General features: G+C 41.0%; 27 protein-coding genes. 8 read left to right on the forward strand and 19 right to left on the reverse strand.

The window, feature by feature from the left end; genetic code table 11:
* Positions 1 to 791 precede the first annotated feature (791 nt).
* The 5 genes from J8M00_RS06640 to J8M00_RS06660 all read right to left on the reverse strand — a co-directional run bounded on the left by J8M00_RS06640 (position 792) and on the right by J8M00_RS06660 (position 3,641).
* Positions 792 to 977: a hypothetical protein gene (locus J8M00_RS06640; RefSeq protein WP_211009535.1), complete on the reverse strand. Its 186-nt coding sequence runs from the start codon at positions 975 to 977 to the stop codon at positions 792 to 794.
* A 280-nt stretch (positions 978 to 1,257) separates the two neighbouring features.
* The gene (locus J8M00_RS06645; RefSeq protein WP_211009536.1) at positions 1,258 to 1,725 is read right to left on the reverse strand and encodes a hypothetical protein; all 468 of its coding nucleotides are present in this window, start codon (positions 1,723 to 1,725) and stop codon (positions 1,258 to 1,260) included.
* A gap of 65 nt (positions 1,726 to 1,790) precedes the next feature.
* Positions 1,791 to 2,618 (reverse strand): hypothetical protein, encoded by an 828-nt coding sequence (locus J8M00_RS06650; RefSeq protein WP_211009537.1) that lies wholly within the window; start codon positions 2,616 to 2,618, stop codon positions 1,791 to 1,793.
* Positions 2,619 to 2,651: 33 nt separating this feature from the next.
* A complete protein-coding gene (locus tag J8M00_RS06655) occupies positions 2,652 to 3,395 on the reverse strand; it encodes an endonuclease (RefSeq protein WP_247687273.1) in 744 nt (247 codons plus the stop codon).
* A gap of 3 nt (positions 3,396 to 3,398) precedes the next feature.
* On the reverse strand, positions 3,399 to 3,641 hold the full coding sequence (locus tag J8M00_RS06660) for a hypothetical protein (RefSeq protein WP_211009538.1): 243 nt from the start codon (positions 3,639 to 3,641) through the stop codon (positions 3,399 to 3,401).
* A gap of 117 nt (positions 3,642 to 3,758) precedes the next feature.
* On the opposite strand from J8M00_RS06660, the gene J8M00_RS06665 reads away from it, so the two are divergent.
* The 8 genes from J8M00_RS06665 to J8M00_RS06700 are packed head-to-tail and all read left to right on the forward strand — an operon-like array spanning position 3,759 to position 6,866.
* The gene (locus J8M00_RS06665) at positions 3,759 to 4,640 is read left to right on the forward strand and encodes a DNA cytosine methyltransferase (RefSeq protein ID WP_211009539.1); all 882 of its coding nucleotides are present in this window, start codon (positions 3,759 to 3,761) and stop codon (positions 4,638 to 4,640) included.
* 23 nt (positions 4,641 to 4,663) lie between these two features.
* The gene (locus J8M00_RS06670) at positions 4,664 to 4,972 is read left to right on the forward strand and encodes a hypothetical protein (RefSeq protein WP_211009540.1); all 309 of its coding nucleotides are present in this window, start codon (positions 4,664 to 4,666) and stop codon (positions 4,970 to 4,972) included.
* A gap of 26 nt (positions 4,973 to 4,998) precedes the next feature.
* A complete protein-coding gene (locus J8M00_RS06675) occupies positions 4,999 to 5,184 on the forward strand; it encodes a hypothetical protein (protein ID WP_211009541.1) in 186 nt (61 codons plus the stop codon).
* Between the two features lie 27 nt (positions 5,185 to 5,211).
* A complete protein-coding gene (locus tag J8M00_RS06680) occupies positions 5,212 to 5,685 on the forward strand; it encodes a hypothetical protein (RefSeq protein ID WP_211009542.1) in 474 nt (157 codons plus the stop codon).
* Positions 5,686 to 5,701: 16 nt separating this feature from the next.
* A complete protein-coding gene (locus J8M00_RS06685) occupies positions 5,702 to 5,962 on the forward strand; it encodes a hypothetical protein (RefSeq protein ID WP_211009543.1) in 261 nt (86 codons plus the stop codon).
* A gap of 9 nt (positions 5,963 to 5,971) precedes the next feature.
* Positions 5,972 to 6,235: a hypothetical protein gene (locus tag J8M00_RS06690; RefSeq protein ID WP_211009544.1), complete on the forward strand. Its 264-nt coding sequence runs from the start codon at positions 5,972 to 5,974 to the stop codon at positions 6,233 to 6,235.
* Between the two features lies 1 nt (position 6,236).
* Positions 6,237 to 6,392, forward strand: a complete 156-nt coding sequence (locus tag J8M00_RS06695; RefSeq protein WP_211009545.1) for a hypothetical protein — start codon at positions 6,237 to 6,239, stop codon at positions 6,390 to 6,392.
* A gap of 9 nt (positions 6,393 to 6,401) precedes the next feature.
* Positions 6,402 to 6,866 (forward strand): hypothetical protein, encoded by a 465-nt coding sequence (locus tag J8M00_RS06700; protein ID WP_211009546.1) that lies wholly within the window; start codon positions 6,402 to 6,404, stop codon positions 6,864 to 6,866.
* Here the strand turns inward: J8M00_RS06700 and J8M00_RS06705 are convergent.
* The 14 genes from J8M00_RS06705 to J8M00_RS06770 are packed head-to-tail and all read right to left on the reverse strand — an operon-like array spanning position 6,863 to position 20,110.
* Entirely contained in the window at positions 6,863 to 7,087 is a 225-nt protein-coding gene (locus J8M00_RS06705; RefSeq protein ID WP_211009547.1) for a hypothetical protein, read from the reverse strand. The two genes, J8M00_RS06700 and J8M00_RS06705, sit on opposite strands and share 4 nt — an antisense overlap.
* On the reverse strand, positions 7,080 to 8,669 hold the full coding sequence (locus J8M00_RS06710) for a hypothetical protein (RefSeq protein ID WP_211009548.1): 1,590 nt from the start codon (positions 8,667 to 8,669) through the stop codon (positions 7,080 to 7,082). Before J8M00_RS06710 ends, J8M00_RS06705 begins: the two co-directional genes overlap by 8 nt.
* The gene (locus J8M00_RS06715; RefSeq protein WP_211009549.1) at positions 8,666 to 9,304 is read right to left on the reverse strand and encodes a hypothetical protein; all 639 of its coding nucleotides are present in this window, start codon (positions 9,302 to 9,304) and stop codon (positions 8,666 to 8,668) included. The genes J8M00_RS06710 and J8M00_RS06715 overlap by 4 nt, the downstream gene beginning before the upstream one ends.
* On the reverse strand, positions 9,297 to 10,268 hold the full coding sequence (locus J8M00_RS06720) for a hypothetical protein (RefSeq protein ID WP_211009550.1): 972 nt from the start codon (positions 10,266 to 10,268) through the stop codon (positions 9,297 to 9,299). Before J8M00_RS06720 ends, J8M00_RS06715 begins: the two co-directional genes overlap by 8 nt.
* Positions 10,268 to 12,331 carry a hypothetical protein gene (locus J8M00_RS06725; RefSeq protein WP_211009551.1) on the reverse strand — a complete coding sequence of 688 codons (2,064 nt, stop codon included), beginning with the start codon at positions 12,329 to 12,331 and terminating at the stop codon, positions 10,268 to 10,270. Before J8M00_RS06725 ends, J8M00_RS06720 begins: the two co-directional genes overlap by 1 nt.
* The gene (locus tag J8M00_RS06730; RefSeq protein ID WP_211009552.1) at positions 12,331 to 12,690 is read right to left on the reverse strand and encodes a hypothetical protein; all 360 of its coding nucleotides are present in this window, start codon (positions 12,688 to 12,690) and stop codon (positions 12,331 to 12,333) included. The genes J8M00_RS06725 and J8M00_RS06730 overlap by 1 nt, the downstream gene beginning before the upstream one ends.
* Entirely contained in the window at positions 12,687 to 16,298 is a 3,612-nt protein-coding gene (locus J8M00_RS06735; protein WP_211009553.1) for a tape measure protein, read from the reverse strand. The genes J8M00_RS06730 and J8M00_RS06735 overlap by 4 nt, the downstream gene beginning before the upstream one ends.
* 57 nt (positions 16,299 to 16,355) lie before the next feature.
* The gene (locus J8M00_RS06740; protein ID WP_211009554.1) at positions 16,356 to 17,102 is read right to left on the reverse strand and encodes a hypothetical protein; all 747 of its coding nucleotides are present in this window, start codon (positions 17,100 to 17,102) and stop codon (positions 16,356 to 16,358) included.
* Positions 17,103 to 17,111: 9 nt separating this feature from the next.
* Entirely contained in the window at positions 17,112 to 17,516 is a 405-nt protein-coding gene (locus J8M00_RS06745; RefSeq protein ID WP_211009555.1) for a hypothetical protein, read from the reverse strand.
* Positions 17,513 to 18,046, reverse strand: a complete 534-nt coding sequence (locus J8M00_RS06750; RefSeq protein WP_211009556.1) for a hypothetical protein — start codon at positions 18,044 to 18,046, stop codon at positions 17,513 to 17,515. Before J8M00_RS06750 ends, J8M00_RS06745 begins: the two co-directional genes overlap by 4 nt.
* Positions 18,043 to 18,342, reverse strand: a complete 300-nt coding sequence (locus J8M00_RS06755; protein WP_211009557.1) for a hypothetical protein — start codon at positions 18,340 to 18,342, stop codon at positions 18,043 to 18,045. The genes J8M00_RS06750 and J8M00_RS06755 overlap by 4 nt, the downstream gene beginning before the upstream one ends.
* Positions 18,329 to 18,673 carry a hypothetical protein gene (locus tag J8M00_RS06760; RefSeq protein ID WP_211009558.1) on the reverse strand — a complete coding sequence of 115 codons (345 nt, stop codon included), beginning with the start codon at positions 18,671 to 18,673 and terminating at the stop codon, positions 18,329 to 18,331. The genes J8M00_RS06755 and J8M00_RS06760 overlap by 14 nt, the downstream gene beginning before the upstream one ends.
* A gap of 44 nt (positions 18,674 to 18,717) precedes the next feature.
* Positions 18,718 to 19,752: a major capsid protein gene (locus J8M00_RS06765; RefSeq protein ID WP_211009559.1), complete on the reverse strand. Its 1,035-nt coding sequence runs from the start codon at positions 19,750 to 19,752 to the stop codon at positions 18,718 to 18,720.
* Between the two features lie 10 nt (positions 19,753 to 19,762).
* Complete coding sequence (locus J8M00_RS06770) at positions 19,763 to 20,110, reverse strand: head decoration protein (RefSeq protein ID WP_211009560.1); 348 nt, start codon at positions 20,108 to 20,110, stop codon at positions 19,763 to 19,765.
* Positions 20,111 to 20,117 lie beyond the last annotated feature (7 nt).

Genomic DNA, 20,117 nt, shown 5'->3' on the forward strand with positions numbered 1-20,117 from the left:
ACAGACCCCCGCTAAAGGCCAATAGTGCCACTTCGCGACCCTCGTATTAACCCTATTGCCAACGCAATACGACTAAGCGCTTCATCTCTAATTACGTGCTCTAAGTGCGCAAACCAATACATAGTACTTTACTTATATTCACCGGACACTAGCTATGTGGGGCTGAGCTGTGTTTACTGGATCGACAAAAGGCTTGCTACTAGCTACAGCACTCGACCTAAGAGCTGCGATTGAGGTGCTTAATGTCAATTTTGATAAGAGTTGATAAATTTTATGACAGTGTATAAAGGGTTTTAATCACAACGTGGGTGACATTCTAAAATACGATATTTGAGGAACTCGATTACAACACATACAGATCCAAACATGAAAAAACCCGTAACTAAATAGCTACGGGTTTAATATTTGGTGCGAATGGGGGGACTTGAACCCCCACGAGCATAGCTCACCACCCCCTCAATGTTGCAAAAATAAACACAAGGCATTGTTATATAAAGACTTACCCAAAATCGAAATGGTACTAACATCACCATTACTTTTTTTGTTTTTATTTTTTCTTTAACTTTTCGACTTTAGAAGCCTACTTGTAAAATCCACTTTTTAGTTTCAATCATCGACCAGCAATGATTAAAAAGAAACAGTTTAAGGTTTGGAAAAACAGCTCAGGTAGTACTTTTATAGGTATAGCATCAAGAAGCTCAATGCAAGGTGTAGATGTTTTGAGGTGTTGGCTCGCATGCTTAGGAAAAGCCTACAAGTGCGATCAAGATTGAGCTAAAGAGCCTCTGTAGCTAGCCTAGAAATATGTGTGCATTTTCGACGATGACGTCAAAAAAATGCTTAACACCCCAGCTAAAGAAACATCTAACAAAACCGTTTTTGATAAGCTCATAATTAGTTGGGTTTTCCTTTTTACTATCTTTGCATTTTTCATTTTCCAGTAACACTTTGCTTTTGTTGTCTTTTTTGTTGTGCATATAATTTCCTCTTTATTTTTTAAATTCCCCCATAAGCTCCGTTCTTTAATCAAAAAAAGAGTACGCGAATATCCCATAGACAGTAGAAAGCCCACGAGATGATCGCGTTAAGAAAACATTTGATTAAAGCTGAAATATATAAGAGGGGTGTGATACTGGCGATTTAGTCATTAAACTAACCACCAGCAATTTATATTGTAAAGGATTTTTTTGAATTTTTCAAATTATGGCACAAATATTGCTTTTAACGCACTTTCAAATTAATGAAAACCAAGAGTCACTACTGTAAGTGCTCCTTAAACACACTCAATAATTGACAGTGATAGTCTTGCAAAGCATCAATAGACTTTTTTATTTGTGGACCGCAGAAAGCCAAAGCCGACTCTTTTAATTCATATTCTTGAGCGTCGATTATCTCAAGGTTATTAAGCCAGCAAGATACTTCCATATCTACGTTATGCAACCAATCCACGACACCTTCATCAAAATAAAAATCAGCCAAAGCTACGCTTTCTTGGAAATCTTCATACACTTTAAGATCAACTTTATGCGTGTTGTCGATACCTCTTAACAACCTTTGAGTAGACTGATAAATTTTCAGCCTATCAGACTTTAGATCACGTTTTTCTTTGGCAACATTCAACTTCCATTGCTGATAAGCAATATAAGCAACGGATATAGCAATAATAGGGCTTAGCAACGCAGTAAAAATATCTATTACTTGCTTAATAAAAATAAGACTATCCAATGATGTCACCATGTAAACCACAATCTGTTATAAAAAAGCAAACCCTTTAAAGGGAAAACGAAATGCTAAATAGAATCCATGTAACGCCATACATGTATCTTATTTCTATCCAAAACTATTTCTAGACTTGTTACGTAGTCATAAATAGCCCTAATAACATCATCAATTATGGTGATCACCCTGTCTTTTGTGGAAACTGAAACTTCATGTACATCACCACAGATGCTTTTTCCATTTCTATGCACTAAATCATGCCTGTCTTCAATTATATTTTGTAGTACGCTTCTGTTTTCCTTACCAATAATGCTATTTAAAGACACCTCAAAAACACCAAGAAACAAAGCGTCAACACTACTTAAGTTATGAAAGACAATAGAGTTTAGTCGTTCATTAACCTTATCTAAAGCTATTGATGGATTCCTAAGATACTCCGCAAGAGTGTACTTTTCATTTTTTAAATGCCTCGATGACTCAAGAAACTTTAGAAAGCATTCGAAGTTATTGTTTATAAAAAACTTAAACAAGTCTGATAAGTATGTTTCTAAAATTGTTATTGAATGTGAGAAGAATAACCTATGTATGAGATCACTTTTTGGACCTTCATAATCACTAAGTTCTTTCAATGAGTAGAGTGCATTTGTATAAGATTTTGAATAAACGTAAAAGGCATCTTCTGAAGATACAATGTCAGGAGATACATAGTCCGATCTAGCTGCTGCTTTGTCATATCTAAATATTATATCTATTTTACTTGAACACCTTTCACAGTTATTCGATGCATGATTCTCGATAACTTCGAAAACTGGAAAAGTCCCCACTTCAACAGTGTAGAAGCCGATGTATTCTTGCCCACAGTTTCCACAAGCAAACTTATAGTTAACTACTTCTTCCATTGTATTACACCTAAAATTACCTTCTAGCCATACTCACTTAATTGTGAAAGTGCAGTCAATACTAACAAAATCGTTTCCCCACCCTTGCCTCTGAGCTTTTTTTTCATGAATGATACATTCAGCCTTATCTACAGGGTCAAGCTTGTGCCAAGCACTAAACAACCTCTTCTGTTGGCTGCTTATTTTCAATCCATACATTTGTTCAAAATAAAAGTATGTACGGGCGATGTCGCCTCTAATTTCAGGGGCAGGCTCAAAAGCCTTAGCTTTGAAGTCAACTTCTGCATCACAACTACCGTATACTCGATTTTCGCCCTCAATCATTCTGAATCTGTAATTACTGCGATCTCCGTTTACTTCTCCGATAGCCGGAACTAGATTATGTAAATCACCTTCCATCGCTTTGAACTGTGGGATTTTCTTGCACGCCTTGCGCCCACCATTTTGCCAACACTGTAACTGGTGTCCAAATTCCCATGCAGAAACTACGTGCTCCCATTCAATACGCTGTGCGCGCTGATTTACGTTTCCTTTCTTGGTAAATTCATTTCTAGGTGCGTAGCCACAGTTATCGGTGCTTGGAACTAGCTTCTTCTTGCTCTGCCACTCGATATCGCATCCACAGTAAAAGGTCTTGGGTTGTGCTTTGTAGATCTTTTTGAGCTCTTTTTTGGCTTGGCTAAAGCTCATTGCTGGCGGGTCAGTTTTATCACCGCCACCACTTGTGGCAGAAACACAAAAACTAAACGACGCCAAAATAGTAAGTAACAGCTTCATTATTCAATCCTTTTTGATTACATTTAGTGCTAACTCTACCGCTCGATCAATTGCCTGCCCTTCGTTTTTTACGTCAACAAAACAGGCTTTAATTTCTTTTAGCCCATCTTTTGTTGTAGGCTCAACATATGCATCCAGGCGTTTCTTTTCTTTTTTCTGTGCTTCATGATGTGCTTTTCTAGCCGCTGCAATGGAGGCTTTTCGCTCATCTTTACTTTGCGCCATTTGCTCTAACTCTTTATTCAAACTGACTTAATCCTATATCAATTTACCGTGTAAACAAAATAATAGATAAAAATGTTTACACGGTAAACTTGTTTTGCTAGATTTGTTTACACGGTAAACATCTAAGGAAATGATTCAATGCAGATAAGTATCAATAGTTATTTTTGTGGTGCGGGGCTATTTGATAGCGGCTTATTAGATGCAGGTATTAGTATCAATCAAGCATTTGAGTTAGACAAAGAGGCAGTAAAAACCTACGAGCACAACTTTGGTGATCACATTAAGCACTGTGATATAGCTGAAGAGCTGGTACTAGAACAAGACACTTGCCACGGCATGGTATTCACTTATCCATGTACTAAATACTCAACCATTGCCGACATTCACGGCACGCGCACAGGCGATGAGCTTTTCTTACATGCATTGCGGCACCTAGCCATAGCTAGACCAGAGTTTTATGTAGTTGAAAATGTGCCTGGCATGAAAGCTTTTCCGCTAGTAATGGAAGCAATGACAAAAATGCCCGATTACTACGTGCAGGTGTTTTGCCCTATTCAAGCCACTACTTGGCTACCGCGAAGACGTGATCGACTAATTATAGTTGGCACAAGGCGCAGCTTTTCAATTCGCCCACCAGCAAACTCAAAACAATTGCCGCTGTCCGCTGTATTAGAGAGTGATCCTCAAGTCACATTACCAAAAGCCATTACTGCACGCATGAATGGCGAGTACCGCGATTTACCAATCATTAGCGATCCAGCTAAAGGCGACATAGCACCAACATGCGTAGCACATTACGCCAAGGATAAATCAACGCGCCTTGTAGTAGATAAACGTTTTCCAATGAGTGTAAGGCCCTACTCAGTTCGTGAGTTTGCGCGTTTACAGGGGCTTGATGATGGTTTCAAGTTCCCTGTATCAAACACATCAGCTTACAAGCAAATCGGTAACGGTGTTCCTAGGCCCGTAGGTCAATGGATTGGCGGTGAAATGACACGTTATATGAACCAATTAAATTAACATTAGAAATCTCGGAGGGATTTATGGGGTGGAGTAATTGCGGTGAAGATAGCGCAGGCAGGCCAATTGGCTATGCATTTGAAGCAACGTGTGATCATCAAGGCTGCAACAGCAAAATAAATCGCGGTTTAAGTTATGCGTGTGGTGACATGCATGGTGAAACAGAGCTTGGATGTGAAAGATATTTTTGCGAAGAACACAGACATATTGCTGTTGAAGATGGTGATCGTTGTATTTCTGTCTGTAATGGTTGCGCGAAAGAATTAATCGAAAGTGAAGAGTGGCTAGCCTGCTCAATAGATTGCGTTTTAAAACGCAGAAATGACATATAAATCAGACTAGTTTGGGTGAAAATGAAATGGCAAAAGTAGAGGTGAAGTTTTTAGTCGAAATGAGCCAAACAATCGACTGGCCCGATGATGAAATGGACAATTTCAACTATGAGAACTTGCAGATCAACTGCGATCCAGAACAAGCAGAAATTGAGAGTCATGATTACGAACTAAAGCGGGTTGCCGTCAACGGTAACGAATACGAGTTTTAGATTTAGAAATTATAAGGACCATAAATTATGGAAGTTGAACAAGCTAAACCTATCCACGCCAGCACAATGAAAATAGCATTTTTTTTGCAGGGTATAGGATCTATCACAAATGAAGATGTAGAAGAGTTCAAAGGGTATTCTCTAGAACATCTGGTGCAAGCTAACAAAGCGCTTAGTGATTACAAAGAAAAACAAGAAGATGACCAAGGCTACAGATCGTACATCACAACTACAGATATAGCTTTAGCAGAAACTTACATACGCGTGCACAACAGCGACTTTGTTGCCGCTGATGAATTTCAGGAGATGTGTGAAGCGATGGACTCACATCATGAACACACAAGAAACGGACACGGTGTACTGATTGACGGCTCAGGCTGTCACAGCTTAGTAGAGCTGACTAGTTGTGGTACAGGGACTTGCGAAACAATAGTAACTGTTAGCACACCAAGAGCTATGTACAACTTTGTCCAAAGCCAAATTTTAATAAATGATGAATAAAAAGGTGGGGCATTAAATGGAGATTTTAGTTTCTAGCTACGAAGAAGATACACACTTAGAGTGCACCTACCTAGATTGTTACTTTTACTTGGAGCGCAATACAAACGATGGTTATAGCTTCGCTAACTGGTACATGATAGTAAAAGATGAAACTGGCTTTACTCTTTGCGATGGATGGATTGATGACAGTAGCGATCTAACTGTTAGAGAGGCATTTGAATCAGCATGCTCAGGGGCCATGTTAAAAACACCTTCAAAATGGCCCGTTCTTGATTAGGGAAAATTTATGCCAATTTCACAGACAGAAATCAACAACATAAAAGCCCCATATTTTATTGTTGCAGACTGTAGAGCAGGTAAACGAACAGGACAACCTAAAAAAGAAAAGCCTTCCAAAGTTATTGGATATTCATCTTGTGATCCGTTAGGTGTTGGCTTTGTTACTGTGTATTTCGAAGGTGGTGGCTGGCTCTTAGTTCAACATTTAATGAGAAACCATTCAATTGTAAATGAAAACTGGCCCACATCAATAAGAACTCAAGGAGAGTAAAATGCTACCGATGCCAGCAGATATCTTAGTCAACGAGTCACTTCAAGAATACGCAATTAGAAAAGCCAAAGAAACGGCAGATCAAGAGCAGGAGATTAAACAGTTAATAGATCAACGGGATCACTGGAAATTCAAAGCGACTAAACATGTTAAGTGAGACTTGCTAATGACTACAATACTTTATGACCACGAAAATGAACATATTGCTTGCGACTCTCAAACTACTGAAAATGGAATTATCATAAACTCTGATGCAAATAAGTGGTGCGAGCTAAGCGATGATTCTCTCATTTTTGCAACCGGAGAGACTGTTGATATTCATGAGTTGCGGCTCCATCTAGATGGGGGAGAGCTTTCCCAAAATATCGGCGAAGTGAGTTACTTTCGAACTCATGAGACTTATGATCATGTCATCTATGGTTACGTACATGAAACGAAAGATAATACGAAGGTGGTCAGAGAGGAACCCCTCTTTCATTCATATGGAATCGGTTCAGGTGGAAGAAGTGCAATGGTTGCTTTGAGCTTCGATACAAGCGCTAAAGAGGCAGTGATTAAGGCCGCAGAATTTGACATTAAAACCAATGATAACGTGAAGGTTTACAATATTTCAGAATCGGTTTTTATTTAAACCTCTAATTCAGAGTAAGGCAGATCGGGCGCCGCCCCTACAATGCGCCCGTCCTCAATATACGCACTTCCACTAGTAACCGAGTCACCTAAAACAGTACTTTGTGAACCATCACTATGTTCAACTGTAGTTGTACCGTCAGTATTAACAGTAACAACTTTAACTATTGAACGCTGTTTACTACTTAACACAGCGCTCAATCTATTTAATGCATTAGACATTACTCACCGTTTTAATAGTTTGATTAACTGTAATTGCGCCGGATGCATTTACTGACGCAGTAATAGAAAGACTGTCGCACGTAGCTTTGTACAGTGAATCCGTATACCGAATGCCAACAAGCATACCAGGGCGAATTGGCGGTAAATTAGTTAGAAGCTTCGTTCTAATAGTCGATTCTTTTTTGTTTCCACTTCGAGCAAGTTCACATGTTCCGCGCTGTCTAGCAGCTTGATTGTCAGTTATTAGACTATCAACAATGTCAGGGGCATATTGATCACCCAGAGTGTCACGGCGCTTTATTTTGCATGCAACGCCCTGCTGCTCGCCCCGAACAAACACCGCATTATTTTCTTGATTAATCGTTTCACGAGTCGAGTGCTCTAGAATCAATGACTCATTCAAAATAACATCACATACTGCAGTTTCAGTATCCCATGGGTTAACAGGCCACTCAGGAACGACGGACACCTCTTTTTTAACATCATCAAAATCTAGGATCCCACCTACACTTTGTGCGATTCGAAGAAAGGCTCCGGCAGGTGTCAATTCGCGATAACTGAATGCATTTTTGGGCACCGGAAAGTCAATCATTTTGTTTTTCAAAGACCATCCGGTGTTAGCCAATGAGTCAGATAACAAACCAGCAAAGGTTTTATCTACACTATTTGTATAGTTTGACTGTCTTGCGTATGGCGCCGACAAGAGCGCAAAGCGACTGCGAATTGAAGCACTATAGCTATTACTGCCAAACTTTAAAGATACGTTTGGCTGCTCACATATCACCACGAATTGATATCCATTTATAGAGACCAGCAACTCATTATTCAATGCCCGGTCCATGTCTGTTTTTGAACCAAACTTGATAGAGCCAGTTGCCGAAAACTGCCCTCTTCCAATCGAATAGCTAAAGCTGCTGATTATGATGTCCGTATTGTCAGACATTCTTTTGCATGTGATTTTCGGTTGCATGATATACGAGCTCTGTAATTGCGGTTCAATTGGAATTTTTCTATCAAGTGTTGGTATGTCATCATCAGAGCGAATAAGCCCGCCACCAAGAGTCCAAAAACAAACTTTTTCTGGCACTGAAAAACGGAGCTTTACATTCGCAGATTGGGCGTTGAAATTGCCATTTAAACGAAGCTTTACATGCCCATTTACAGGATGATCGATAAACCTACAAACATATGTGGGCAAAATAGGAGCATAGTCTATTCTATACTGGTTTAGCTTGGTTTGAGGTTCATTCCAACCAAATTTTATAAGCGAAAGCCTTGGTTTACTACTATCAAAAGTGAGTGTAAACACTTCGCTATTTACGCTTGATACGCGCCATACCTGTTCCCAGTCGGCCCTAATTTCATCTGTATATGTATGTGATAAGTCGCTATGTGACTCAAATTTAATAGGCTTATCTGTTTGCATATCGATATGCTGCGTGCCTAATTCAGATTCATTCCAAGCGCAATCAAAATAATTCGACATTAAAACACGCTCAACATCACCAGTTAAAAATCGAACCTTAATAGGTGAATGAGCTTTTTCACGAGAGTAATAGCCGCCAAGTTTTATCGATATCATTGTGCCAAGTCAGCCGATTCACACTGAACACCATCCATAATACCACCTGAATAAACCAGCTCATTGTCGAAAACTAGACATGAAATAGATTGCTCTTGAGAGTATTTTAAGGGCAGTGTAAGGGTTAAAAACTGAGTATCAAGCAACCTGTGCTGTAAAAGCTCTCCCGTATTTCTATCAATCAACATTAGACGCTCTGCACTGGGATCAGCATCAATTGAAAGTTTCGACGCGTGGACAGGAACGAGGTTAGATACAACAAGGCTATTTACGTTTCCATTTGTATCTATTGTTTTTACACCGGCCTTTTTAAAAATAAGGCCAGTCGCTGTATCACTTGTATTCTTGTAGTAGATTTGAACAGACGCTACGCCAGCACCAGGTATATACGCATACTCAGTCCACGCACCATCAGAATATGAGCTATTCCCGCGCTCGGTACCGTCACTCATAAACTCTCTGATACGAAAGCGAGTAGCCGTTCCGCCGTCAGGCTGAACGTTATAAGTAGCGAATGGCGTGACCGGTATGGGTAAAGATGTCTCAACACCTGCGAGCTCATTGAAAGAAACGCTGCTACCTGAGACGTTCAGATACCCTGAGGGAACAACGTTTCCCTTGAAAAGATTAGTCATCCCACATCTCCGTGTTGATCACAAGTTTAGATGCTCTGGCAATTTGTGTGACTCGCAACACTAGGTGCTGCTGACCTCCATAGTTTACAAATGCTGGCCATATAACGTCATTAGGATGAGCACATAAAGTGTTGTACATACCGGGCAAAGTCCCCCGGCAGGCTGGCGAAAGTGAGCTAGTAACAACCCATTCGCCGGCTCTATCTTTTGAAGTCTCATAGTTTTTGAAAATCATTGTTATAGCAACCAAAGAATTGCTTGATATAGAACCTAAACTGTTTGCAGATGTCGTATTGACTGGTAAGTGCGGGCCTTCTGGCACATAAAGTGAGAATGAATTAGCAGCATCAGAGTCGAAAATCTTCACGCCTTTTTTCGAATTTCCATCAATGTCATTCAAAAAATCTAGGTTTCGGCCAGTTCGAGTGCCTATGGTTGTCACTGTTTCTAAACTAAAGTCCTCGTCCATAAAAGAACTCAACGCAACAAATTTACCGGCGTCTTGCGAAATTCCATTGGACAAATCACCAAAGAAACAAGACACAAAATATTTAGGGGTTTGTATCGCGTAAGCTGCAATGTAACCGAAAATTACGTATACAGCTGTATCAGTGCCAAGCACCATCCAATTCACGTTATGCCCTGTGTGGACTTTGATGCTTTGCTTCCACCCAGCACGCACTAAATTAGTAGAGCTTGTCGCACTTTGCGCCCCTTGCAAATAGACGCCTTTGTTATCATTTGCGCCTGAATTGCTGCTGAAAACAACACAGCCTGCACCTTTATTCTGAAAACAGCATGCAGTCGCTTCAGTGAATAGTTTTGTCCAGCCCAAAGGCTGCTTTGAGCCATAACCAGTAACTAAACATGCCTCAATAACCCCTATGATTTCACTATATGTGCCAGATGTCAGTTGTGGCGCGCTTTCATCATCCCATCGATACAAAGTAACCGCTTTTGGCATTACAAGCTCCCTCTGAATGCAATTGTCGAATTGTCTGTTTCTATATTTGTGTGACCCGGTGAAACCGAGCGAATTAGCATCGTTGGCGCACTGCCAGCGTAAGTTGTAAACAAAAACGCTTCTCCCGGATTTAAGCCGGAGCCAAACGCCTCTTTTGGTAACTTGAAAAACGGCGCTGTAGTTAGTGGGTTCATTGGCATGCAATCAACCGAGGTATTGCCTGTTGCAACAATGCCCACGGACTCCCCTAAAACCTCAAACTCACTATTGGAAGTGAACACAATTGCCCAGCGTTGATTGATCGCACCTTGGTTTTTCATTTCAATAGGATATTGAACTGTGTTAATTGAGTTTGATGCCTGTGCTCCGTTTGCTGAAAAATCATTATTCCAACCGGACAACGTTCTTTCATCAGCTGTTCTGGCCTGCAAATCACCTAACCTTTGTACACTAGAAACTGTCGAGCCTTGGGGGTAGCTTCTACTTAACTCGGTAAATAGTTGAGCGGTCTGCCCGCTAATGCTCTGGATTTGAACCAATTCGGCTTGAATTGTAGTCACCACAAAAGGAGCTAAGAATGCCGAAATGCCAACATTTATAGTAAGCACACCGGTAGCTTTGTTATACGAGTAATTCTCGTCATTTGATGAGTATAACGACTTACCATTGCTATCAACTATGTCTAGCCAATCTGCATCAGCCAGCACATTTAGCGTTTGACCAACTGAGAGCGAAGAGTGAGCTGTTCGCTCTCTATGTTGAATGCAAACCAAATGATCTTCATGAAAGATTGGCACACTGCCTGATGGCAACTTGTTATAGTCAATACTGCCAGGCGGTGTTGGCATCGTGACTTCTTCCAGCTGATCAACATCATATGTTAGCGTGTCAGGCAAAACATCAACCAAAAATGTAAGAGTTACATCACCTGAACTAGTAACCGTGCCAGAAACATTCTCACCGCTGATGTTTCCATTATCGTCAGTTGAGGCGCTCAGATTAACACCTGAAGAAGTTGCAAACTTAATGTATAAACTGCTCATCGCGAAGGATGGAATGTCTAGGTTGAAATTTAGGCTCTTGGTTACCTGCTGTCTTTTAACAACCATCACACCTAAATCATCACTAACACTGCCATTGTAATCTATGGTCTCAATTTCAGTTATCACTCCTGAGTCATAGTCAATCGTTGCGATAACATATCCATTTTCTACAAATCGCCCCTCACCATCATCTGTGAAAACCTCATTGACTCCAGTCTTTTTAATTCTGCTATATCCTGGCAAAACTCGTTCACCTGGTGCCAATGTCAATTGAGCCGGAAACCTATGCCAACGAAAATCATTCGATGACATATAGAAAAAGGTAAACGTTTGCCCTGAAACTAATGGAAACTGAGAATTTAAATTGATTGAAATAGACGTGCCGTTCCTGTTCACTTCGTTAAAAAATACACGTTTCGTAGCCCAACGCTGCCAACCACTTGACCAGTAGCTATATATGCCATGGTAATTTGGTCTGTCAGTCAATAAGTCAGGTACTTCAAGATTAATTTGCGTCATGTTTCCATACGATGTTAGCTTCTGAGTACGAAACAAGCTGTCATTGCCAATTTTTAACCCAATTCTTGCGATACGGTTGACTACTGTAGGCGCTACCGTGCGAGATGTATTCTTTATAACCAGCTCTTTACCACCCGCCTCTTTAGTGATGTTACTTGTACCGTGATAAACTGCTGTTTTAAGCATGTCTGACATATCTGAAAGTAAACTTTCATCTTTTAGATGCGACGAATCGGCGATGAGAGTGCTAACCAAAGGATCGTCGGGTTGATCACTGACAAAAATATGCGCATTTAGTAACCTAGTTGCATCGGGCGTGAAAACTGTGGGGTACAACTTCACAAGGTCTAGCGAACTAGACGCATGATCAACATCGGAAATTGCACTAAAAACATCATTCAATTTTCCAGAGATTATAGCGTTCGCTGTGCGATGCCCACCTGCATTTGTTTCATTACCAAGCCTTTCAGGTTTGAAGATTTTTAAGTCACTTCTCTGCATTACACGGTCCTGAATCTTAATACTACATTTCTAAAAAAGTCGGGCTTGGCGTCAGAAAAAAGCCGGTGTGGTTCAGCGCTAATTGGTGCCTCAGAGTGATCCCAAATAACATTAAACGTGACTCCCCGTATTGTAATTTGAAACTCAATTAAGGTACTTTGTGAATGATTGAATAATGTTTCAAACGATGTGATATCTTCGAGCTCACTCTCTAGAACAACGCTCCTTCCCGCGATTACCTGGCTTTTTTCCACATGCGAAGATCCATTTAAAGCGAACTCCGTTTGCTGAACAATTCCCGATGCCTGAAACTCATTTTTCCAAACAAACTGCGGGTACTCTATGTTGTCTAAAATCATTGAACTAACCTTAACTGTTCTAATTTATCTATTAGCCTATCCTCCATTACGACAAGAGCATTCTCGACAACTTCATCTGAACTTATAACTTGCAATCGAATAGTTTTGCCTGTCGCTGGGAAAGCTTGAGTCGAGCTTTGTTGTGGCTGATATGCAGGTATGTATTCAACACTAGATGTAGAGCTCTGATCCGCTCTTTGAGTGCTACTACTTATATTGCTAGATTGCTTTAAATTATCTCTTCTTTGTTTAATTAGAGCTGAGAGCACGCCTCTTTGCTCTTGATCTAGGTAGTTCAATTGCTTGACTATTCGAGTGTATAAATCTTTTAAATCACTGGCAGAAGTTGCGCTGTTGATTTGAGATTCAAACTTATCATATTGAGCAGCTTGAGCTTGCTCTCTTGCGCGCCTTTCTTTCTCCGCTCTGACTTCTCGACTTGAAAAGCTATAAGCATTATCTTTCTCATGCTTTTCCTGATAATCAACAATAGTTTGCACTGTCGGCCTCGGTCCATTGTTCAGTGAACTAACGTTACTAGAAGCACTTGAAGCACTACGACTAACACTATCTAAAGCATTCTTTTGATCCCTTAAACTTTTGAGTTGCAACTCATTAGCCTTAGTTGACTCTTTTGTTGCTTGGGTCCCTCTTTGCGTAGCTTGTGTAGCTGCATCTTGCGCACCTTTGAAATCACCAAGTAACTGATTTACTACACGTAACAACCCCTCAAGCCGCCCTTTTTCTTGATTGTATTCTCTACTTTGAATTGCTCCCGATTGGTATTGAGCGCCAAGTTTATCAAGCTGGTTAAGCAAAGCGCCTTGCTCTCCTTTAAGCTGTCCTAATGTAGCTAATTCAAGACCTTGGACTTTGTTAAGATCCTGTGTTTGCTGAGTTAAACGGACTTGCTGTGCACTGAGCGCCTTTTGAGCCTCAGCTTTTTGCTGAGATGTAGCCGTGCTTGATGCGATGACTTGCTGATTAGTTCGAATAGCTTTGTTGGTTTGTTCGACTGCGCGCTGATACTTTGATACAGCCTCAGAATTTGTATCTGTTACCGGCTTTAATTCATTTGCTTTCGCTATGAGCTTATCTAGCTCAGTTGTCAGGCCCAATGCTGCTGCGGCAGCCTCTACACTTGATGGGACTGTTTGATCTGTCGCGTCGGCAGCATTTATCGCTGCATCAGCCCACTTCAAGAACGCCTGCTGCTGTGCCGCTATTGGCTGGTTATGCTGTTGAATAAGTTCAAAAGCTCCTTGCAGCTTTTCGGCTGTTTTTGTTAGAGCTTCACTACTTGTTAGCCCCAATTCTTGATATGCTTTACTTAGATCGCCGGATAAATATGCTTGGCGCTCTAAACTTTTATTGTGTGCTTCAAATTTTAATTTTAGGTCGTCTATGTGAGCTATCTGGTCAGCATACTTTTCTTCAGAGAGTGACAAAGCTTCACGGGCTGAGTTAAGCGACAATATAAAGCCGTCAACGCCATCCCGGACACCAGACAAACTTGCGCTTTGAGCGTCTAAAGACTTAACCACATCAAGTGCTTGAGGGATACTCATTTGCAAGAAAGCTTGCCTTTCCTGCTCAGCCAAATTATTTGCTTTTGTTGTGGTTTCAAGTTCCTTTTGTTTATTGATTACACTTTCGTACGCTCCTGTCTGCTCATTTTGAACGACAAGCCCCTGTCTCAAAGCTTCATCAAACTCGGCCATTGTCGTGATGTTTATGCCAAGCTCACGGCTAATCTGAGCATAAGTATCTGCTAGTTTGGATGCCTGTTCGTCAGCCTTTTGCTTGCTTACCGTAACATCACGTTCCATTCCCAGAAGTTTTTGATACTGAACATAAACATTAGCGAGCTGATCTAAAAGTAAAGTGTAAGCGCTAACAGCTCCTATTGACGTTAAAACACCTTTAAATCTCAGGGAGCTTGCAGTGTTAACTTTTGTTTGTGTATCAACGGTCTTTAATGACGTTAAATATAAAGCTAATGCCGAAATAGCATTTCTAGAACCCGCAATGACATTTGAAAAATACGTCCCGACTTTCAGAGCTAGCCATACTTTAGTTACTGTCAATATTGCATCTTTGTACTCAATTAACGTACCAATGCCGCTTTTAATTGACTCACCAGTAGAGACAATTGTATCGCTGATTGACTGAGCCCATGCTTTTAACCTTCCATCGGCTGCCATCGCAGCAAACTCTTTATTTAAATCCGTTAGCTGCTGTTTTAGCCAGTCCATTGCGCCACTTTGCGCAATCAGGTTGTAAAACTGGTCGAGATTGTCCTTTGCATTAGAAACTTGACCACTTAATAACTGCATTTGTGCCGCTGCACTCCCTGCGCTGTCTCGGCCCATTTCATCCATCAGGTCCGAAATAACATCTCGGCCCAGCTTTCCAGCACTAGAGAGCTTTTGCAGTTCCTGAACATTTTTACCAGTGACATTTTGTAATAAATCCCACACTGGTACACCACGCTCGATAAGTTGCAAGATCTCTTCACCTTGCAACTTCTGTTTTGACCACGCTTGCCCGAGCGCTAATGAAATACCTTCGACTTGTTCAAAACTACCGCCTAGCTTAAAAGCAGTATCGACAATAGCTTGCATCGCGCCATCAGTGGGATCGATCCCGAATGCTTTAAGCTTTACAAATGCTTCGCTAACTTCTGAGAGTTGAAGAGGTGTGCTTTTGGTAAACTCTTTGATCCACTCGGTAGCCTGCTCACCTCCCGCAATACTGCCCATTAAGCCGGTCATTTGAACGCCTAAACGCTCAAATTTATCGCCGGTTGTGAAAATATTAGAAATACTCGTTGTTAGCTGATCAATGCCTATGTAAGCTGCACCTAACGCAACGATATCGCGCGTAACACTTGTTACACTGCCGCCGTAATCTTCAGCGCTTTTTGATGTCCGCTCGAGCAGCTTTTGTTGTTTCGAAAGCTTCGCATTGGTGTCTGATATTGCTTTCTGTGCAAATCTTTGTTTTGTAGCTAGCTTGTTGTTAGCTTCAGACAAATTATCTAAATCTATTCGCTGTCTTTTTAGCGATTTTCCTAGTCGCTCAAATTCAGAGCGCCCTTTCGTTATCGTACTAGACAGCTTATTTACACTTTGACGCTGCTGTTTAAGTGCGAGCTCGTGATCTGATAACTTTGTAACTGACTTTTGATAACTGGCTGCAAGGCTGTCAACTTTTGTGCGCTGCTCTGAAATAGAGCGCTCTAATTCTTCGCTTTCATCACCAGCTTGTTTGCTTGCATTTTCAAGCTTTCCTAACTCAGTTTTAGCGGTAGATAACTCTTTACTAAGCTTTTTTGATTCAGCACTTAATGAAACTTTTTGCTGCTTGAGTTTATCAAGCTCTAAATTGTTTTTAGTATAGCTATCTTTCGTTTTATCAAGGGTTTGTGACAACTCTTGATATCGTGCAACTGCCTTTTGTTGAGCCTCAGTATTAGCAAGCTCAGCGTTGAGGATTTCAATTGTATTTTCTAGCCCTGCGGCTTTTTCTTCAGCGTTTTGCGCAACGCCCGAGAATAAATCACGGCCTTTAATTACAAATTCAACAATTTTATTTTTAAAAGACATTTGAAATACCCAATAAAAAAGCCCCATTTAGGGGCTTTGATTTAATATGGAAGAAACTTACTTTATTACATCGATTTGATAATCGTAATTCTTGCCTTGCGCGACAGAGGCAACACCTTCAAACTCAGGGGCCATAAACTCATTTTGCAGCAAGTTGATTGGCGAGCTCGACCTTAATTGCGCCAATGGAATTTCACCTTCCACTTTTTCACCAGTAACAACATTCTGAGCTGATAACTTGATTGCCCAGTTTACGTCTTGAATTTCACCGCCTTTAATTCGAGAACCTTCCAAAGCGAGCGCCTGATAGTCAATTTTTACCTCACCACCAGCAGCAATGGCACCACCAGCCAAAGGCCTAATCAAGCCAGTTGCCCACTTCACTTCATAGTCTGTACCATCGACTAATTCAGTTGTGTTCTGCATCACTTTCCAGCCTGTACTTGTTATTTGTCTCACTCCTATTTCCGACCATGAACCGTCAGAATGGAGCAATAACGGTACCGCAGTACCAGTTGCTGCCTGCTGATTTAAGTTTGAATGCTCGGCACCTAAAGCTTCTGCAATTAGTTTTGAATCTGTTTCATCTAACTTGAGTTTTATTTTCGTAGGGTTCGGGCTATTCACTTTTGCAAGTGCTTTGCCATAAGTGGACTTATTCTTTGACGTTCGGACTATTTCCTCTACATCAGGCTCAATCTCCAAAGCTTCGGCATTGACTGGTCCTACAATCTTGCCAGAAGGCACACCAACACTATTAGTACGCTGTATAAACACTTCGCCACGTAACAAAAAACCGGACATATTAACTCCTTAAATGTATGTTATCTTTGCTGTAAATGCTGCCTTGGCTTCTGGATCGTGCGATTCTGGCGGCATTATCTTGATAGGTTCAATTAATTCGAATTTTAAAGCTAAGCCATCTAAAGCTTGGTTAACCCCTTTGCTGTCCTCCAAAATCGCAAGATTGACCTGATCTACCAAACTTGCGAGCTCTTTGTCTGCCATTTCATGAAAATGCCCATTTGCTCGTTGGCATAAAACTGCAACTATCGTTAGCTCTTTCTTTTTACCTTCTCCAACTTCAATAACCTGGATGGTAAACTTTTTATCTTCATCAGCCCTTAGACTTTTCGGAATGTAAAAACCTCTATGTGCGGGAGCAAAGTCATTAAAAAAAGTGACTGCCGCATCAATGATTTGATTTGTTTTGGTCATAATAATTTATTGTACTTTTTGGTAAGCATCTGAATTACCAACGGCTCGACCTGATCGCTAACAACTGCAAGAGAACCGGCGATACTAGGCCCGTAAGATACATTTGGAATGTCTCTCGTTGTTTCGCCTTTGTTTCGGTAAGCAAGAAGAGAGTTGTTACTCTTTCCAACAAAAATAAAGGCACCTTTCCAATGAGACTGTTTGCCGCGCAAAAACTCCCCTATGTAACCTGAGAGCACAAGCTTATTCGGCGTTCTAGGATTAACACTGTTTCTATAAACTGTGTCTTGAATAAAGTTGATTGCGTTGCTAATTCGGTGCCTAGCAAAAACAGTAATCTCAAGTAGATTAGGATCAACTTTTAGGTCTATACGGTCTTCAATATAGGACCTTTCGCTGAATGCATATCTATCATGAATTGCCGATACCACTTGAGATTTAACTTGCTCACTACTGCCAAGGACCGTTTTTTCAAGTGCAATTTTTGCCGTTAGTTTTAAATCTCGAACTTGTGTTGTTAGTTTGCTCATTTGATAACAAATGTTGTTGAAATTTCATCCTCATCATAGAGCTCAGTTAAATGAAATTGTTTTCCATCTATTTGTAAAACTTGACTCTGTAAAGGTGTGCATTGCGACTTCAAGAATCGGGCTATTTGTAATACTTCTCGCATACTTCCCGCATACTGCTCGTATGTATTGCGATAGCGCATTTCATACTCTACGTTTACTGCAACCCCTTCCAACAGCGCTGAATCTGAAGTCTTGAGAAAAAGCCTTTTTTCACTTTCAAGGCTTTTGCTCAGCGCTGCTTTAAGCAGGTTCATAAGGCTTCACTTGCTCATACTCAAGCGCTATTTGCGCTTGCTCAGATGTCAACGTATTAACGCCAGGTGCAACTGTAAAGCTGGTCTCATCATTCGTCTTATCAACTTGCAGAATCAGTAAACCATACCGCTCGCTAAGCACTTTGACGGTTTCAGTTTTATGCTGCTCCACTTTGATTGTGCTTTCTTCTGACTTATCTGATAGCTCAGCTTTTAACGCTTCAATTTGTTGATTTAGCTTAGCTTCCGTTTTTTCTGGCACAACTTCGCGCTGTAACTTCAAAGATAATTCTGTTACTTCTGCTGTTAACTGTTCAATTTTATTGCTCATTGTTTTACTCACAAAAAAGCCGCTATCTGCGGCTTATAGGTTGATTAGATTAATTTGATGACTACAAACCCATCAGGATCTGTATTTGCCATCAGTGGGGCCGATTTCGTAACAGTGTAAGTTTTAGCCACGTCCCCTTCTTCTTTATAAACTTTTTGGAATCGGTCCGTTTCTTCCATGCCAGCCTCAATTGCATCATCATCCAAAATTGCACCATACAACCTTGCCAACTCAATACCTGAGTGTCCAAATGTAAACGTATAGTCATCCAAGTAGTTTTGTTTGACTCCGTTGACACGTCTGTGCCCAGTATAAACAACGACTAAAACGTCTCCGAGATACCCTTTATAGGAAATATCTTTCCCTAGGTCTTTCAGTGCAGTTTCTAGTTGCGAGTTAGAGCCTCTTCTAGTTTCGAGCTTTTCGCTTATGGCATCGAACTCATTAAGCAGGCCCCATCCAAGTTGATCACAAATTAATATGTTTAAACCATGCTCTGACGCTACGGCATACTTTTCAATGTCTCTCATTGGATCATATGTTTTACGGTCTTTTGCTACCCATGAAGCTGCACCAGCCAGCGTAATTTGGTTTTCAGGGCTGCGGTTGAAATTCACATTAATTGGCTCTGGCAGACCTTCGCCCTCGCACGTGTAATGCCCGTCAACGACAGCTCGGACCGCCATCCACTCTTCGGTCTGTTGAATAGCTAATTCTTCATCAATCAAGTTTTGAGTAATGATTGCTTGTCTGCGCTGCTGCTTTGTTAGTTCACCAGAAAAAGCTTCCCCTGGCCGCCTTTTCAGTGTTTTTTTGATGTCCACGTCATGCTTTGGTTTAAGTGACGCCGGTGTGATCTTCGATGTTTTGTGTCCACGAGTTCTAATAACTTTCCCATTTACTTCAGGCGCGACAAAGACCGCAGAATTAACAGCTTCATCGACTTTATCTATGTCAACTTCTTCCGTTTCAAAAGTGTACATATTGGGGAAAAACAGCGTTAAAAAAAGCGAAGATACCTTCGCTTTCTTTTTTTGAACTACGCCATACAGCGCTCGTGGTGTGTATGTGTCTGACATTGTTAATTCCTTATTCTAAAACTTTTCCAATTGCAATCGGTGTACCATCAAACGCCCCTAACTTTTGTGCGTCGGTTGCCCCTACGGGCCAATTAACAAGATCCGAGTTGAAGTGACCACCATCGTAAAACGGAGCTGCTTTAGCTCCGGCGGTGGTATCAACAGTGCCAACGGTTAAAAATTTCGCGAACTGCGTTCCATCATTAGCTGTTGGGTCCCATTTTTTCAGGTGTCCAGTCACTGTTACTCTGGCAATTGGAGTTAGTTTCAACAGCGTTTGCGAAGCATCAAAAGTGCCTGTGTTTTGAGTTAACGGGCGATCTCCCGCTGTAAGCTGCTCGTGGATCAACTGTTCCATTTATTAC

This window comes from Pseudoalteromonas luteoviolacea (genome assembly GCF_018100925.1).
In the GTDB taxonomy this organism is placed as follows: domain Bacteria; phylum Pseudomonadota; class Gammaproteobacteria; order Enterobacterales; family Alteromonadaceae; genus Pseudoalteromonas; species Pseudoalteromonas obscura.

Coding starts and splice junctions, on each gene's coding strand:
- J8M00_RS06735 (WP_211009553.1), bottom strand. CDS start 16,298: ATGTCTTTTAAAAATAAAATTGTTGAATTTGTAATTAAAGGCCGTGAT.
- J8M00_RS06740 (WP_211009554.1), bottom strand. CDS start 17,102: ATGTCCGGTTTTTTGTTACGTGGCGAAGTGTTTATACAGCGTACTAAT.
- J8M00_RS06655 (WP_247687273.1), bottom strand. CDS start 3,395: ATGAAGCTGTTACTTACTATTTTGGCGTCGTTTAGTTTTTGTGTTTCT.
- J8M00_RS06765 (WP_211009559.1), bottom strand. CDS start 19,752: ATGTCAGACACATACACACCACGAGCGCTGTATGGCGTAGTTCAAAAA.
- J8M00_RS06665 (WP_211009539.1), top strand. CDS start 3,759: ATGCAGATAAGTATCAATAGTTATTTTTGTGGTGCGGGGCTATTTGAT.
- J8M00_RS06730 (WP_211009552.1), bottom strand. CDS start 12,690: ATGATTTTAGACAACATAGAGTACCCGCAGTTTGTTTGGAAAAATGAG.
- J8M00_RS06755 (WP_211009557.1), bottom strand. CDS start 18,342: ATGAACCTGCTTAAAGCAGCGCTGAGCAAAAGCCTTGAAAGTGAAAAA.
- J8M00_RS06725 (WP_211009551.1), bottom strand. CDS start 12,331: ATGCAGAGAAGTGACTTAAAAATCTTCAAACCTGAAAGGCTTGGTAAT.
- J8M00_RS06745 (WP_211009555.1), bottom strand. CDS start 17,516: ATGACCAAAACAAATCAAATCATTGATGCGGCAGTCACTTTTTTTAAT.
- J8M00_RS06695 (WP_211009545.1), top strand. CDS start 6,237: ATGCTACCGATGCCAGCAGATATCTTAGTCAACGAGTCACTTCAAGAA.
- J8M00_RS06760 (WP_211009558.1), bottom strand. CDS start 18,673: ATGAGCAATAAAATTGAACAGTTAACAGCAGAAGTAACAGAATTATCT.
- J8M00_RS06700 (WP_211009546.1), top strand. CDS start 6,402: ATGACTACAATACTTTATGACCACGAAAATGAACATATTGCTTGCGAC.
- J8M00_RS06750 (WP_211009556.1), bottom strand. CDS start 18,046: ATGAGCAAACTAACAACACAAGTTCGAGATTTAAAACTAACGGCAAAA.
- J8M00_RS06715 (WP_211009549.1), bottom strand. CDS start 9,304: ATGACTAATCTTTTCAAGGGAAACGTTGTTCCCTCAGGGTATCTGAAC.
- J8M00_RS06650 (WP_211009537.1), bottom strand. CDS start 2,618: ATGGAAGAAGTAGTTAACTATAAGTTTGCTTGTGGAAACTGTGGGCAA.
- J8M00_RS06640 (WP_211009535.1), bottom strand. CDS start 977: ATGCACAACAAAAAAGACAACAAAAGCAAAGTGTTACTGGAAAATGAA.
- J8M00_RS06670 (WP_211009540.1), top strand. CDS start 4,664: ATGGGGTGGAGTAATTGCGGTGAAGATAGCGCAGGCAGGCCAATTGGC.
- J8M00_RS06675 (WP_211009541.1), top strand. CDS start 4,999: ATGGCAAAAGTAGAGGTGAAGTTTTTAGTCGAAATGAGCCAAACAATC.
- J8M00_RS06705 (WP_211009547.1), bottom strand. CDS start 7,087: ATGTCTAATGCATTAAATAGATTGAGCGCTGTGTTAAGTAGTAAACAG.
- J8M00_RS06710 (WP_211009548.1), bottom strand. CDS start 8,669: ATGATATCGATAAAACTTGGCGGCTATTACTCTCGTGAAAAAGCTCAT.
- J8M00_RS06690 (WP_211009544.1), top strand. CDS start 5,972: ATGCCAATTTCACAGACAGAAATCAACAACATAAAAGCCCCATATTTT.
- J8M00_RS06770 (WP_211009560.1), bottom strand. CDS start 20,110: ATGGAACAGTTGATCCACGAGCAGCTTACAGCGGGAGATCGCCCGTTA.
- J8M00_RS06685 (WP_211009543.1), top strand. CDS start 5,702: ATGGAGATTTTAGTTTCTAGCTACGAAGAAGATACACACTTAGAGTGC.
- J8M00_RS06680 (WP_211009542.1), top strand. CDS start 5,212: ATGGAAGTTGAACAAGCTAAACCTATCCACGCCAGCACAATGAAAATA.
- J8M00_RS06720 (WP_211009550.1), bottom strand. CDS start 10,268: ATGCCAAAAGCGGTTACTTTGTATCGATGGGATGATGAAAGCGCGCCA.